This is a genomic window from Acidaminobacter sp., assembly GCF_030247605.1.
Lineage (GTDB): Bacteria > Bacillota > Clostridia > Peptostreptococcales > Acidaminobacteraceae > Acidaminobacter.
In genome coordinates this window covers 1-15,213 of sequence record NZ_JAOTSB010000050.1, presented here as the reverse complement: position 1 = coordinate 15,213, position 15,213 = coordinate 1, and the positions used below count along the sequence as shown (strand labels likewise).

Annotated in this window: 14 protein-coding genes, 1 pseudogene and 1 other annotated feature; all 15 genes and pseudogenes read right to left on the bottom strand. The window is 47.7% G+C overall.

What is annotated here, in order from left to right:
• On the bottom strand, positions 1–146 hold a 146-nt coding region (locus OEL90_RS14700; RefSeq protein WP_300689815.1), incomplete at its 3' end, for a GTP-binding protein.
• Positions 147–198: 52 nt separating this feature from the next.
• Positions 199–2,265 carry an elongation factor G gene (gene fusA, locus OEL90_RS14695; protein WP_300689814.1) on the bottom strand — a complete coding sequence of 689 codons (2,067 nt, stop codon included), beginning with the start codon at positions 2,263–2,265 and terminating at the stop codon, positions 199–201.
• Positions 2,266–2,325: 60 nt separating this feature from the next.
• Positions 2,326–2,796, bottom strand: a complete 471-nt coding sequence (gene rpsG / locus OEL90_RS14690; protein ID WP_300689811.1) for a 30S ribosomal protein S7 — start codon at positions 2,794–2,796, stop codon at positions 2,326–2,328.
• A gap of 123 nt (positions 2,797–2,919) precedes the next feature.
• Entirely contained in the window at positions 2,920–3,339 is a 420-nt protein-coding gene (gene rpsL / locus OEL90_RS14685; RefSeq protein ID WP_092593491.1) for a 30S ribosomal protein S12, read from the bottom strand.
• A 20-nt stretch (positions 3,340–3,359) separates the two neighbouring features.
• On the bottom strand, positions 3,360–3,611 hold the full coding sequence (locus tag OEL90_RS14680; protein ID WP_300689803.1) for a ribosomal L7Ae/L30e/S12e/Gadd45 family protein: 252 nt from the start codon (positions 3,609–3,611) through the stop codon (positions 3,360–3,362).
• A 127-nt stretch (positions 3,612–3,738) separates the two neighbouring features.
• Entirely contained in the window at positions 3,739–7,254 is a 3,516-nt protein-coding gene (gene rpoC / locus OEL90_RS14675) for a DNA-directed RNA polymerase subunit beta' (RefSeq protein WP_300689802.1), read from the bottom strand.
• A gap of 23 nt (positions 7,255–7,277) precedes the next feature.
• A complete protein-coding gene (gene rpoB, locus OEL90_RS14670) occupies positions 7,278–10,964 on the bottom strand; it encodes a DNA-directed RNA polymerase subunit beta (protein ID WP_300689799.1) in 3,687 nt (1,228 codons plus the stop codon).
• Positions 10,965–11,346: 382 nt separating this feature from the next.
• Positions 11,347–11,712: a 50S ribosomal protein L7/L12 gene (gene rplL / locus OEL90_RS14665; protein ID WP_300689797.1), complete on the bottom strand. Its 366-nt coding sequence runs from the start codon at positions 11,710–11,712 to the stop codon at positions 11,347–11,349.
• Between the two features lie 64 nt (positions 11,713–11,776).
• Positions 11,777–12,277 carry a 50S ribosomal protein L10 gene (gene rplJ, locus OEL90_RS14660; RefSeq protein ID WP_300689795.1) on the bottom strand — a complete coding sequence of 167 codons (501 nt, stop codon included), beginning with the start codon at positions 12,275–12,277 and terminating at the stop codon, positions 11,777–11,779.
• Positions 12,278–12,299: 22 nt separating this feature from the next.
• Positions 12,300–12,430, bottom strand: a sequence feature (ribosomal protein L10 leader region).
• A gap of 58 nt (positions 12,431–12,488) precedes the next feature.
• Positions 12,489–13,181 carry a 50S ribosomal protein L1 gene (gene rplA / locus OEL90_RS14655; protein ID WP_300689794.1) on the bottom strand — a complete coding sequence of 231 codons (693 nt, stop codon included), beginning with the start codon at positions 13,179–13,181 and terminating at the stop codon, positions 12,489–12,491.
• A gap of 52 nt (positions 13,182–13,233) precedes the next feature.
• Entirely contained in the window at positions 13,234–13,659 is a 426-nt protein-coding gene (gene rplK, locus OEL90_RS14650) for a 50S ribosomal protein L11 (RefSeq protein ID WP_300689793.1), read from the bottom strand.
• Positions 13,660–13,759: 100 nt separating this feature from the next.
• Positions 13,760–14,281 carry a transcription termination/antitermination protein NusG gene (gene nusG, locus OEL90_RS14645; RefSeq protein ID WP_300689790.1) on the bottom strand — a complete coding sequence of 174 codons (522 nt, stop codon included), beginning with the start codon at positions 14,279–14,281 and terminating at the stop codon, positions 13,760–13,762.
• 63 nt (positions 14,282–14,344) lie between these two features.
• The gene (secE, locus tag OEL90_RS14640) at positions 14,345–14,548 is read right to left on the bottom strand and encodes a preprotein translocase subunit SecE (protein ID WP_300689787.1); all 204 of its coding nucleotides are present in this window, start codon (positions 14,546–14,548) and stop codon (positions 14,345–14,347) included.
• Positions 14,549–14,585: 37 nt separating this feature from the next.
• Positions 14,586–14,735, bottom strand: coding sequence for a 50S ribosomal protein L33 (gene rpmG / locus OEL90_RS14635; RefSeq protein ID WP_300689785.1), 150 nt, complete (start codon positions 14,733–14,735; stop codon positions 14,586–14,588).
• A 227-nt stretch (positions 14,736–14,962) separates the two neighbouring features.
• Positions 14,963–15,213 (bottom strand): annotated as a pseudogene (gene tuf / locus OEL90_RS14630) (elongation factor Tu); the annotation flags it as partial.

Here is a 15,213-nt window from a genome sequence, read left to right as displayed (position 1 = left end):
TCGAATGCGACTTCTTCGCCAAGGCCATATTTTGTAAAGAGAACTTTTGTGATTGCTGCAGTCAGCGTCGTCTTACCGTGGTCAACGTGACCAATTGTTCCGATGTTGACGTGCGGCTTGTTTCTAAGAAACTTTTGCTTACCCATTTTACGGAGTTCCTCCCTTTAAGTCGGCTTCTGCCGACGGAATTAGTCTAAATTACTTCTTGCCCATGACTTTCTCGGCAATATTGTTTGGTACCTGCTCATAGTGGCTGAAGACCATGACATAGTTGCCTCGGCCCTGTGAAGCTGACCGCAGGTCAGTTGCATAGCCGAACATTTCAGAAAGTGGAACATGCGCTCTGATGACTTGGTTGCCATGAACCATTTCCATACCTTCAAGTTTACCACGGCGAGAGTTGAGGTCACCCATAACGTCGCCAAGGTATTCTTCCGGAACTGTAACTTCAACCTTCATATATGGCTCAAGAAGGATAGGGTTAGCTTTCCTGAGCGCTTCCTTGACTGCCATGGAGCCGGCGATCTTAAACGCCATTTCCGAGGAGTCAACTTCGTGGTAAGAACCGTCATACAATTCAACATGAATGTCGACAACTTCGAAACCAGCGAGTACGCCGTTGGAAAGTGAACCTTGAACACCTTGATTGACCGGTTCAATATATTCTTTAGGAATAGTACCGCCGGAAATGGTGCTTTCAAAGGTGTAACCAACTGCTGGCTGGTTAGGACGAACACGGATTTTGACGTGACCATACTGACCACGGCCGCCGGATTGTTTAGAGTATTTGTGATCAATATCAGCAGAACCGGAAATAGTTTCTTTGTAAGCAACCTGCGGCGCGCCAATATTGGCTTCAACTTTAAACTCTCTGAGAAGTCGGTCTACAATGATCTCGAGGTGGAGTTCACCCATGCCTGCGATAATCGTCTGGCCGGTTTCTTCGTCCGTATAAGTTTTGAAAGTAGGATCTTCTTCCGCGAGCTTTGAAAGCGCAATGCCCATCTTTTCCTGTCCAGCCTTTGTTTTAGGCTCGATAGCAACACGGATAACAGGATCCGGGAAGTCCATGGACTCGAGAATGATTGGCTTGTTCTCGTCGCAAAGTGTGTCGCCAGTCGTTGTGAATTTGAGACCGACAGCAGCAGCAATGTCACCTGAATAAACCATTTCGATCTCTTCACGCTTGTTGGCGTGCATTTGAAGAATACGGCTGATGCGCTCTTTTTTGCTCTTTGTTGAGTTAAAGACATAAGAGCCGGATTGGAGTGTGCCGGAGTAAACGCGGAAGAATGACAGTCTGCCTACATAAGGGTCCGTCATGATCTTGAACGCAAGCGCAGCAAATGGTTCGCTGTCAGACGCAGGACGTGAGTCCTCTTCGCCGTCCATGTCCACACCTTTGATCGCTTCGATATCGAGCGGAGACGGGAGGAAGTCGACAACGGCATCAAGCATCAGCTGAACGCCTTTGTTCTTGTAAGAAGAACCGCAGAGGACAGGAACGACGAGGTTATTGATTGTCGCGAGGCGAAGACCTCTCATGATCTCCTCGTGGGTAAACTCTTCACCCTCAAGGTATTTCATCATGAGCTCTTCGTCGCCTTCAGCAGCAGCTTCAACAACTTTCAATCTTGCTTCAACAGCCATATCCATGTATTCGGAAGGAATGTCAATGATTTCAACATCCGTGCCGAGATCATCTCTATAGATGTGAGCTTTCATGTCGATCAGCGTAATAATGCCGGTAAATTTGTCTTCAGCGCCAATAGGAAGCTGAATAGGCACTGCGTTGGCGTGGAGTCTGTCATGCATCATGCCGACAACGCGCTCAAAGTTTGCACCTGTGATATCCATTTTGTTGATGTAGGCAATTCTAGGTACACCATAACGGACTGCCTGACGCCATACAGTTTCAGATTGTGGTTCAACGCCGCCCTTTGCACAGAAAACCGCAACGGTACCGTCCAGTACGCGGAGTGAACGCTCAACCTCAACTGTGAAGTCAACGTGTCCCGGTGTATCAATAACGTTTATACGATGTTCTCTCCATTGGCAAGTCGTCGCAGCGGAAGTAATTGTGATCCCGCGCTCCTGCTCTTGTTCCATCCAGTCCATAGTAGCGCCGCCGTCATGAACTTCGCCGATTTTGTGCGTCTTTCCTGTATAGTAAAGAATGCGCTCAGTCGTCGTTGTTTTTCCTGCGTCAATATGGGCCATGATGCCAATGTTTCTAGTCATTTCAAGAGTAAAATCTCTTGGCATATGAGTCCTCCTTCACCAAGGTGGTGCAAATCCAATCCAATAAGGGAAGGTGTTTGCGTATTACCAACGGTAATGCGCAAACGCCTTATTAGCTTCAGCCATTTTGTGAGTGTCTTCTCTCTTCTTGACAGATGCGCCTGTGTTGCTGGCAGCATCAAGAAGTTCTTTAGCGAGTTTGTCCGTCATGGTCTTTTCGCCGCGCTTGCGGGAATAAGTGATCAACCATCTAAGGCCAAGTGTCTGTCTTCTTTCCGGACGAACTTCAACCGGCACCTGATAGTTGGAACCGCCGACACGTCGAGCTCTGACTTCGAGGACTGGCATGATGTTTCCGAGCGCCTCTTCGAAGACTTCGAGTGCATTCCGGCCAGTTTTCTCCGCAACGATCTCAAATGCATCATAGACGATGCGCTGTGCAGTGCCGCGCTTTCCGTCATACATGATGGTGTTGATGAGTTTCGTGACGACCTTGCTGCCGTATACTGGATCAGGCAACACTTCTCTCTTTGGTACATTTCCTTTTCTAGGCACGATACTTCCCTCCTTAAAATAATTCTTTCATCGGTACTCGACATAATGAATATGCCGCTGTGCGCTAATCGACTTATATAAAGCCTCTCCCGAGGCGGAAGAGGCATCTTTGGTCGTCAATGATTAGCTTTTCTTCTTAGGTCTCTTTGCACCGTATTTGGATCTCGATTGCTGACGGTTTGCAACGCCAGATGTATCGAGAACACCACGGACGATATGGTAACGCACGCCTGGTAAGTCTTTGACCCTACCGCCTCTGATGAGGACAACGCTGTGCTCTTGCAGGTTGTGACCGACACCAGGGATGTAGGCAGTTACCTCCATACCATTGGAAAGTCTGACCCTCGCAACTTTTCTGAGCGCTGAGTTAGGTTTCTTTGGCGTTACAGTCTTAACAGATGTACAAACGCCGCGCTTTTGTGGCGAACTTTGCTCAACAGCCGCTTTTCTAAGGGTGTTGAACGTTCTTTGAAGCGCAGGCGAAGTAGATTTGTATTCAACTTTCTCTCTGCCCTTACGGATTAATTGGTTAATTGTTGGCATTCTTGCACCTCCTTCCAGAATTATGATTCTTGATTCATTAAAACTGCTGTCGCAGCACCAACGTCAATTTTACACGCTTTTCCAAGTTCTTTCATTGTATCGATATATTCGATCGGAACTGAAAACTGAGCTGCCAATTCAACCAAGGGTCGAATGACATGCTGTTCAGCATCTTTGGCAATATACAATATGACTGCCTTTCCGCTGGTAACGGCTTTATATGACTGTTTGACGCCGACACGCAGGTTGTAACCTGAGGCAATCTCCAGCATGAGGGTGGCCTCCCATTCTAGTCTTTGGGAACTCGCTCACATGCGCACTCAATCATTTTAACACCGAGTACAGACACTGTCAACTATTTATCGTGAGTTGACAGGTCTGTCGCGGCGAAAGATTCTGCTAAAAATCCATGTCGTCAGCAGCGTCTTCATTTAAAACGGGTGGCTGGATCGCGATTTCGCGGTATTTTTTCATGCCTGTACCTGCCGGGATCAGCTTGCCAATAATGACATTTTCCTTCAGGCCTATCAATCGATCTTCTTTACCGTTAATAGCCGCTTCAGTCAGGACGCGCGTTGTCTCCTGGAAGGAAGCTGCGGACAAGAAGGATTCAGTAGCCAGGGAAGCTTTGGTGATACCAAGCAGTGTACGGCTTCCGGTTGCCGGCGTGCCGCCTGCGGCCTGGATTTTCTCGTTTTCATCGAGATAATCACGATAACTGCTGACGCCGCCCGGCAACAGGAGTGAGTCACCCGGATCATCTATCTTAACCTTTGACAGCATCTGCTTGACTATGATCTCAATGTGTTTATCGTTGATATCAACGCCCTGCAGACGGTAAACTCTTTGTACTTCCTTAGTAATGTATTCCTGAACGCCACGGACACCTACGACTCTAAGCAGGTCGTGCGGGTTGATAGAGCCTTCCGTGATCAGATCTCCGGCCACGACTCTGTCGCCTTCCTTGACTTTGATGCGTGATCCAAAGACGATTTGAGAAATGCTTTGCTCGCCGTCTTCACGGGTAATAACAACTTCACGCTTCTTTTTGGATTCTCTGAAAGCAACAACTCCGTCGACCTCGGCGATAACCGCCTGGCCTTTCGGCTTTCTGGCTTCAAATAATTCCTCAACACGCGGGAGACCTTGTGTAATGTCACCACCGGCGACGCCGCCGGTATGGAAAGTTCTCATTGTCAGCTGCGTACCCGGTTCACCAATCGACTGGGCCGCGATAATGCCTACCGCTTCGCCGACGTTGACCGATTTTCCTGTTGCCAGGTTGATGCCGTAACACTTGCTGCAAACACCATAAGGCGTTTCGCAGGTCAGTACTGTTCTTACATAGACCTTGTCCAGGCCGGCTTTGATGATCAAATCCGCGTGTTCGTCCTGAATCATGGTGTCTGCTGAAACCAGGAGCTCTCCAGTTTCAGGATGAAGAATATCTACTGCAGGATATCTGCCCATGACACGTTCTTCAAGTGATTCAATCACTTCATTGCCATCTTTGAAGGCCGTCACCCATATACCGGAAGTTGTTCCGCAATCGATATCCCGTACAATAACATCCTGGCTGACGTCGACAAGGCGTCGAGTCAGGTATCCGGAGTCTGCCGTACGAAGTGCTGTATCCGCAAGACCTTTACGGGCACCGGTAGTGGAGATAAAGTACTCCAGTACCGTCAGACCTTCACGGAAGTTCGAAACTATTGGAATCTCGACCGTACGACCGAGGGCATTGGCCATCAGACCACGCATACCCGCCAGCTGACGGATCTGGTTTTTACTTCCCCGGGCACCGGAGTGCGCCATGATCTTAACGTTATTGAGACGGTCAAGGCTGTTCATCAGAACTTCTGTAACGTCATCCGTAGTCTTGGTCCAGGTTTCAATAACTTTCTCATAGCGTTCTTCATCCGAAATCAGTCCGCGTCTGTAAGCTTTCTGATATTTATCAACCATGACTCTGGCTTCGTTGACCAGTTCCCACTTTTCTTTAGGAATGTCCATGTCCGAAACCGAAATGGTAATCGCACCCTTTGTCGAGTATCTGAAGCCCATTTCTTTCATATGGTCGAGAATGTTGGCAGTAATTGTATTGCCATGCTTTTTAAAGCATTTGCCGATGATCTCTTCGAGTTTCTTCTTAGTACAGAGGAAATCGATTTCAAGGGCATTTGGATCCTGGGCGCGATTTACAAATCCGAGATCCTGAGGCACCTTTTCGTTAAAGATGAATCGGCCGACAGTACTTTCGATCAGAATTGGCTCCCCGGTAATCGCGTCATACCTGCGAAGTCTGACCTTTGCATGCAGGCTGACAGCTTTATTCTCGTATGCCAGCATCATTTCATCGAAATCTTTATAGACAGATCCTTCGCCTTTGTCGCCGTCGATATCCACGGTGAGATAGTACGCACCAAGGACCATGTCCTGCGTAGGCGTTGTGATAGGAGAGCCGTCCTTTGGAGCGAGGATATTGTTGACAGACAGCATCAGGAATCGTGCTTCAGCCTGAGCTTCAACAGACAACGGGACGTGAACTGCCATCTGGTCGCCGTCGAAGTCTGCATTATAGGCCGTACAAACGAGTGGATGCAGCCTGATCGCCTTGCCTTCAACAAGGACTGGCTCAAACGCTTGAATACCAAGTCTGTGCAGCGTCGGTGCACGGTTCAGAAGGACCGGATGATCTTTGATGACATCTTCAACAATGTCCCAAACTTCCGGACGTATTCTTTCTACCATACGCTTAGCGCTCTTGATGTTATGGACGTACCCTTCCTTGACAAGGCGCTTCATGACAAAAGGCTTGAACAATTCAAGGGCCATTTTCTTAGGCAGGCCGCACTGATAGAATTTGAGTTCCGGGCCGACGACGATAACCGAACGGCCTGAATAGTCAACACGCTTGCCGAGCAGGTTCTGACGGAAACGTCCCTGCTTGCCTTTCAGCATGTCAGACAGAGATTTAAGCGGGCGGTTGCCGGGACCAGTGACCGGTCTACCCCTTCTGCCATTGTCGATAAGCGCATCAACCGCTTCCTGAAGCATACGCTTTTCATTTCGTACAATAATGTCTGGGGCGCCGAGTTCAAGGAGGCGCTTCAAACGATTGTTTCTGTTGATAACCCGGCGATAGAGATCATTCAGGTCTGAAGTCGCAAATCTGCCTCCGTCGAGCTGAACCATAGGCCGAAGATCTGGAGGGATGACCGGAACGACATCCAGAATCATCCATGTCGGATCATTGCCGGACTTCCTGAAGGCTTCAACAACTTCGAGACGTCGAATCGCGCGGATGCGCTTTTGACCGGTGCTGTCTTCAAGTCTGGCGCGAAGCTCTTTGCTGAGTTCGATCAGGTCGATCTTCATGAGAATTTCCTGAATCGCCTCGGCACCCATAGCAGCTTTGAAGAGATTGCCGAACTTGTCGCGGTTTTCCTGATACTCTCGTTCCGAGAGCAGCTGCTTATAGGCCAACCCGGACTCGCCCGGATCCGTCACTATATATGATGCAAAGTAAAGTACTTTTTCCAGGGAACGCGGAGACATGTCGAGCAGAATCCCCATCTTTGATGGAATTCCTTTGAAGTACCAGATATGGGAAACTGGAGCCGCCAATTCAATGTGGCCCATTCTCTCGCGTCTGACCTTCGCTTTAGTAACTTCGACGCCACAGCGGTCACAGACAACACCCTTGTATCGGACGCGCTTGTATTTGCCGCAGTGACATTCCCAGTCTTTTGTAGGACCAAATATTTTCTCACAGAACAGCCCCTCTTTTTCAGGCTTTAAGGTTCTGTAGTTAATCGTTTCCGGTTTTTTGACCTCACCCTTGGACCAAGAACGGATCTTGTCCGGTGAAGCCAGCCCAATTTTGATTGAATCAAAATTCGTAAACTCTAGCAAGGGCATTCCTCTCCCTTCGGATATCAGTCTTCGTTGTCAAAGAGATCCTCGTCCTGCGTGGCGAGATCTTCATCCTCATCATCGTAAATCGAAGCTTCGCTGTAGCCTTCGCTCACTTCGCGCTGCGCATCCTCGCGGATGTAGAGATCATGCTGCGGCAATTCATCTTCAAGCAATTCGCTGTGAAGCATCATGCCGTCGTCATCATCTTCGCGGATTTCAATTTCACCGGCATCGTCTCTCAGCACTTTCACGTCGAGCGCCAGGGACTGGAGCTCTTTGATGAGTACTTTGAAGGACTCTGGAATACCCGGTTCAGGAATGTTCTCACCTTTAACAATGGCCTCGTATGCTTTGACACGTCCTACGACGTCGTCTGACTTGACCGTGAGGATCTCCTGAAGTGTGTGTGCTGCGCCATAAGCCTCAAGTGCCCAAACTTCCATCTCACCAAATCGCTGGCCGCCAAACTGCGCTTTACCGCCGAGTGGCTGCTGTGTGACGAGTGAGTAAGGACCTGTGCTTCTGGCGTGGATCTTGTCGTCAACAAGGTGGTGAAGTTTAAGCATATACATGTAGCCAACTGTTACGCTGTTGTCGAAGAAGTCGCCAGTACGGCCGTCTCTAACGCGCAGTTTGCCGTCGCGCGGATAGTTGGCTTGCTCGAGGATATCCATGATCTGAATCTCATTGGCACCGTCGAAAACTGCGGTGGCAATTTTCCAACCGAGCTTCTTCGCGGCAAGACCCAAGTGAATTTCAAGGACCTGGCCGATGTTCATACGTGAAGGTACGCCGAGGGGGTTAAGGACAACCTGGAGTGGCGTGCCATCTTCAAGGAAAGGCATGTCCTCTTCAGGCAGAATCCTTGAGATAACACCCTTGTTGCCGTGACGACCGGCCATTTTATCACCGACGCTGATCTTTCTCTTCTTGGCAATATAGACTCTGACGAGAATATTGACGCCCGGAGGCAGCTCGTCCCCATTTTCACGGGTAAAGACTTTGACGTCGACAATGATGCCGGACTCGCCGTGCGGGACGCGGAGAGAAGTGTCACGCACTTCCCGTGCCTTTTCTCCAAAGATCGCTCTGAGGAGTCGTTCCTCAGCCGTCAATTCCGTTTCACCTTTAGGTGTCACTTTGCCGACGAGGATGTCGCCGGAAATAACCTCAGCGCCGATCCGGATAATACCGCGCTCATCCAGGTTTTTAAGCGCATCATCACTGACATTTGGAATGTCTCTGGTGATCTCTTCAGGACCTAGTTTCGTATCTCTGGCTTCTGCTTCATACTCTTCAATATGAATGGAAGAAAGGACATCATACTTGACGAGTTCTTCGCTAAGCAAAATAGCATCCTCGTAGTTATAACCTTCCCAAGTCATAAAGCCAATCAGAAGGTTCGCGCCAAGCGCTATTTCGCCTTCATCCGTAGACGGACCATCTGCGATTATGTCGCCGGCCTGAACTCGCGCACCCTTCATGACCAAAGGTTTTTGGTTGATGCAGGTACCCTGGTTGGAACGCTTGAATTTGAGAAGTTTGTGTTTTTCTTTCGAACCGTCATCACACTTGATGATAATCTCATCCGCGGACACAAACTGTACCATGCCATCCTTTTGAGCGATTTCAACGACGCCTGAATCCTTGGCCGCTATATACTCAATGCCGGTACCAATAATAGGCGCCTGAGTCACGACGAGCGGTACCGCCTGACGCTGCATGTTGGAACCCATCAGTGCACGGTTGGCGTCGTCGTTCTCAAGGAATGGAATCATAGCTGTTGCAACAGAAACCATCTGCTGCGCCGAGACTTCCATTAAATCTACTTCCGTTGCAGGAAAGAGCTTAATATCAGCTTTTCTGCGGCAAACCACGGAACTGCTCTCGAAAAAGCTGTTCTCATTCAGTCTTTCATTTGCCGGAGCTATGATGAACTTTTCTTCTGTATCCGCTGTAAAATAAACAACCTCTTGCGTTACGACGTTGTTCTCTTTGTCGATTATGCGATAAGGCGACTCAATAAAACCATACTCATTAATACGCGCGTAGGTGCTCAAGGAGCCTATCAGACCTATGTTCGGTCCTTCCGGCGTCTCAATTGGGCACATGCGACCATAATGGGAGTGGTGAACGTCCCGGACTTCGAAGCCGGCGCGTTCTCTGGAGAGACCACCAGGGCCCAGTGCGGACAATCTGCGTTTGTGAGTCAGTTCAGCAAGCGGATTCGTTTGGTCCATGAACTGAGAGAGCTGTGAACTGCCAAAAAACTCTTTAATAGAAGCTACGACAGGACGAATATTGATCAGTGCCTGAGGCGTTATGGTCTCCATATCCTGAATGGTCATTCTCTCACGAACGACGCGTTCCATCCTGGATAAACCAATTCTGAACTGATTCTGCAGGAGCTCGCCAACAGAACGAATTCTGCGGTTGCCCAGGTGGTCGATATCATCCACATCTCCAATACCGTGTGCCACATTCAGAATGTAGCTGATGGACGCGAGAATGTCATCTACAATAATATGCTTTGGCGAAAGCTCTTTAAGTCTCTCGCGGACGGCTTCCATAATCTCGTTTTCGGTGGCTGCCTGATTAAGGATATCCATTAAGACTGGGTAGTAAACCTTATCCGGCACATTGATGCCTGTAACGTTAGGCACAAACGCTTTAAGATCAACGAATCGGTTGCCGACGACTCGGACGATTTTATCATCTTCAGCGTAGACGTCCACAAAACGAATGCCTGAATTTTCAATGGCAAACGCCTTTGGCCGGTTGATTTTCTGATCTTTTTCAAGCAAAAGCTCGCCGGTGTTCGGATCAATGATATCGTGGGCAGCAATAGCCCCTTCGATTCGATTGCTGATTCCGAGTTTTTTATTAAACTTATATCTGCCAACTTTTGCGAGATCATATCGCTTGTCATCGAAGAATAAGGACTGGATCAGGCTTCTGGCACTGTCTACGGTTGGCGGTTCGCCCGGACGGAGCTTCTTGTAAATTTCGAGCAGCGCTTCCTCTTCTGAACGCGTGCTGTCCTTATCCAACGTCTTGAGAAGTCTTTCATCTTCTCCGAACATGGATATGATTTCCTGGTCAGTAATATAACCTAATGCTCTGATCAGAATAGTCATAGGAAGTTTTCTGGTGCGGTCGATTCTGACCGAGAGAACATCATTGGAATCCGTTTCGTATTCCAGCCATGCGCCACGGTTTGGAATCACCGTTGTGGAATACAGTTTTGTACCCACTTTATCCAGCTTCATATCGTAATAAGTTCCCGGAGATCTGACGAGCTGGCTAACAATGACACGTTCTGCGCCATTGATAATAAACGTACCTTTGTCTGTCATGAGTGGGAAATCGCCCATAAAGACTTTCTGCTCTTTTACTTCTCCGGTTTCCTTGTTGACGAAACGGACCTGGACTTTGAGCGGAACCGCATAGTTAACGTCCCGTTCCTTACATTCCTCTACGTCATACTTGGATTCTTTTTCCAACTCGTAATCAATAAATTCCAGAACGAGATTCCCGGTGTAATCCTGGATTGGAGAAATATCCTCAAAGGCCTCCATAAGGCCTTCCTCGAGGAACCACTGAAATGACTTCTTTTGAATCTCAATCAGATTCGGAATGTCAATCAGCTTGCCAATCGTAGAAAAACTCATTCTCGTCTTGCTCCCGAGTTGTATAGGCTGTGGCATCAAGTCTTCACCCCTCATTAATAGTCAGACAGAATACAATGGATAACAACGTTTTATAAACTAAAATCTGGCGTTTAACAAAAAATAACGATAAAACGCCATCTTAACAATGACATTTTACTTACATACTTATGGCATTATAAAATAATAGCACAGTGAATTATCGAAGTCAACAACAGAATTGTATGTGGGCGAATTTTTTGTGCTGTCGTCTGGTCGAAGCCACCTAAGCTGCTCAAAAACAAACTGCCGATTGTGATGCACATTGTTGATCCCGCTACCATCGGCAAGCCGGCAGTGTTTTTCAACGGCTTCAAGCGAAAACAAGGGATCGTCCGGCCGCACAAACGAGCAGGACAATCCCTTGATGACTCTAGCTTTATTACTTGAGTTCGACAGTAGCGCCAGCGCCTTCGAGGGCAGCTTTAACTTTGTCAGCTTCTTCCTTAGGAAGTTGCTCTTTAACTGGCTTTGGAGCGTTGTCGACAAGGTCTTTTGCTTCCTTGAGGCCAAGGCCTGTAAGCTCGCGGACAACTTTGATAACTTCGATTTTCTTTGCGCCTGCAGCAGCAAGGATGACGTCAAACTCCGTCTTCTCTTCTACAACAGGACCTGCAGCAGCAGCACCAACAACAACTGGAGCAGATGCAGATACGCCGAATTCTTCTTCACATGCTTTGACGAGCTCGTTGAGTTCAAGCACAGTCATACCTTTGATTGCTTCAATAATTTGCTCTTTAGTTACCATTTAGGTACACCTCCATAGATTAATGTTTCAGGATGCGGCCGGGAATCTCCGGCCAATTTTGGGATTAAGCGGACTTGCCTTCTTGCTTGTCGATAATGTTCTGCAAGAGGTAAGCAAAATTGGAAATAGGCGATTTGATACTGCCAAGGAATTTCGCGATGAGCACTTCGCGTGATGGGATATCCGCGATTGCCTTAATACCGTCGAGATCATAGTAAGTGCTCTCAATGACACCTGACTTAAGCTCAAGATTCTTATGATCTTTTGCGAAATCTTTCAGAATCTTCGCTGGAACAACCGGATCACCATAGCCGAATGCGATAGCGTTCGGGCCTGTGAGATCATTCGCAAGTGTTTCGAAAGCAGTGCCTTCGAGCGCGAGCTTAACAAGGTTGTTTTTGTAAATTTTGTAATCGACGCCAGCTTCTCTGAAAATTTTTCTAAGCTCTGTTGCTTCCCCAACTTTGAGGCCGCGGTAGTCAACTATGACGACCGATTTAGCTTGTTCAAATTTTTCTTTGATTTCTCCGACGATTATCTTCTTTTTGTCAAAGTTATTAGACATCAGTCCACCTCCTCTGTGACTTATCTGGAACAAAAAACCTCTCTTCCGTAGACAAGAGAGGTTAAAAGCAAAACTGAGCTGCTCTATAATTGACCTCGGTAGGATATTAAGCGCTTAGGCACCTACTGTCTACGGTGGATATTCGATTGGTTGTCCGGTACTGAGTCCTCGGGTATTGTATCACCTGCAAAGTGATCCGTCAACCCCAAGATTACAGCTTCGCAGCGTTGATGCGAATGCCCGGGCTCATAGTGCTTGCAACCGTGACACTGCGCAGGTAAGTACCTTTGGCAGCTGCTGGCTTCGCTTTAATGAGCGCATCCATAATGACACGGAAGTTTTCGACGAGTTTCTCGTCTTCGAATGAAATTTTACCAATGACAACGTGAACAATGTTCGTCTTGTCAAGTCGGTATTCAACTTTACCAGCTTTGATCTCGTTGACAGCGCGAGCGACGTCAAAGGAGACAGTACCGGATTTAGGGTTTGGCATGAGTCCTTTAGGACCGAGCACACGGCCGAGTCGGCCGACGAGACCCATCATGTCAGGTGTTGCAACCATGACATCAAAGTCAAACCAGTTTTCATTCTGAATTTTGTTGATCATGTCTTCAGCACCAACGAAATCAGCGCCGGCATTCTCAGCCTCGACTGCCTTTTCACCTTTTGCGATGACAAGGACTTTTTTAGTTTTACCGATACCGTGCGGCAGTACTACTGCACCACGAACCTGTTGGTCCGCGTGACGGCCGTCAACACCAAGCTTGACGTGAACTTCAACAGTCTCATCGAATTTAGCGCGCGCGAGCTTTTTGACGAGTGAAATAGACTCATCTACATCATAAAGCTTGCCAGCTTCGATCAACTTTGCAGCCTCGGCATATTGTTTTCCAACTTTAGCCATTCTTTTTCCTCCTCGTGGTTTTAGCGGATATCCTCCCACTGATTGTCAGGGATTACTCCTCGACAACGACGCCCATGCTTCGGGCAGTACCCATGACCATGCTCATTGCAGCTTCTATGCTGCCGGCAGTGAGGTCTGGCATTTTCTGCTCAGCGATTTGACGAACCTGGTCTTTGGAAATCTTCGCAACTTTTGTTTTGTTAGGTACACCTGAGCCGCTTTCGATATTGCATGCCTTTTTGATGAGGACAGCAGCCGGCGGTGTTTTAGTGATGAAAGAGTAAGATCTGTCCTGGTAAATCGTGATTACAACCGGGATAATAAGACCCGCTTGATCCGCAGTTCTTGCGTTGAAGTCCTTACAGAACTGCATGATGTTGACGCCGTGCTGACCAAGCGCCGGACCAACTGGCGGAGCCGGGGTTGCTTTAGCTGCAGGAATCTGAAGTTTGACCATACCTGTTACTTTTTTAGCCATCTTGATTACACCTCCTTGATGAAAAGATGTCAGTTCATGAACTGGATGAAATCACCAGTCGCATAAAGTTTCTGACGATCCATCTTATATAAAAAGCCGGTTAAAGCTTTTCAATCTGATCGAATTCGAGCTCAACCGGTGTCTCACGGCCAAACATCTCAATTCTCACTTTGACAGTCTGCTTTTCAGGATGAATTTCCTCTATAGCTCCGGAGAAATTCTGGAACGGACCATAGATCACCTGAACCACATCACCTTTTTTGTAGTCCACTTGAACGACTCTGTGTTTTTCGATACCCATTTTTCTGACTTCATCTTCCGTCAGCGGGATAGGCTTCGAGCCCGGACCTACAAATCCGGTAACGCCGCGTGTATTTCTCACGACATACCATGATTCATCCGTCATGAACATTTTCACGAGGACATATCCGGGGAAAATCTTACGGGATTTCGTCTTTCTCTTGCCATTTTTGATCTCAGTAACGTCTTCGGTTGGAACGGCGACTTCGAGGATTATGTCATCCATGCCGCGGTTTTCAACGATTTTTTCGATATTGGCCTTAACTTTGTTTTCGTGTCCTGAATACGTATGGACAACGTACCACTTTGCTCTTTCAGACATAATACGACCGGTTGTCTTTAAACAACCTCTGCCCCCCTTCCTTCAACTTTTCCTTCCAAGATCCTAGAGGAACAGATTCAGTCCGGAAGTAAACACTGAGTCGACTGCCCAAAGAAACACGGCCATCAAAACACACATGACTACTACCACTGAAGTATAGGAGATCATGTCTTTTCGATTCGGCCAGTTGACCTTCTTCAATTCCGCCTTGACACCTTTGAAGAATGAAGAGCCCTTCTTCGCTGTAGGATTTGATTGTGTTGTCATCTAATCACACCTTCACGTTTATAATCGAAGCGAAGCACTACTTCGTTTCCTTGTGTGCCGTGTGTTTCTTGCAGAACTTGCAGTACTTTTTGATTTCAAGTCTGTCCGGATCATTCTTCTTGTTCTTGGACGTATTGTAGTTACGCTGTTTACAATCTGTGCAAGCCAAAGTAATATTGAGTCTCACCTAAAACACCTCCTATAGGTTTGTTTATTATATTTGAGAGCGCACTCTTCTCCAGTGTAGCAGTACTGAATTAATCTATCACAGTTTAATTTCTGTGTCAACCTTAAAACGAGAAGCATGACAAAGAAAGAGCCTTTGAATCGGCTCCGGAATTCCCTGAGAATTTGAAAGAGCCAGGTAGCCTGGCTCTTTCCGCATGACTTTATTTTATCTTTTATGTTTCTTAATTACTTAATGATCTTGATAACGGAACCAGCGCCAACCGTACGGCCGCCCTCACGAATGGAGAACTTGAGGCCTTCTTCAACAGCGATAGGTGAGATCAAAGTGATCGTCATCTCGATGTTGTCACCAGGCATACACATTTCTACGCCTGCTGGAAGGTGTGCTGAACCGGTAACGTCTGTCGTTCTGAAGAAGAACTGCGGTCTGTAGCCGTTAAAGAACGGGGTATGTCTGCCGCCTTCTTCTTTCTTGA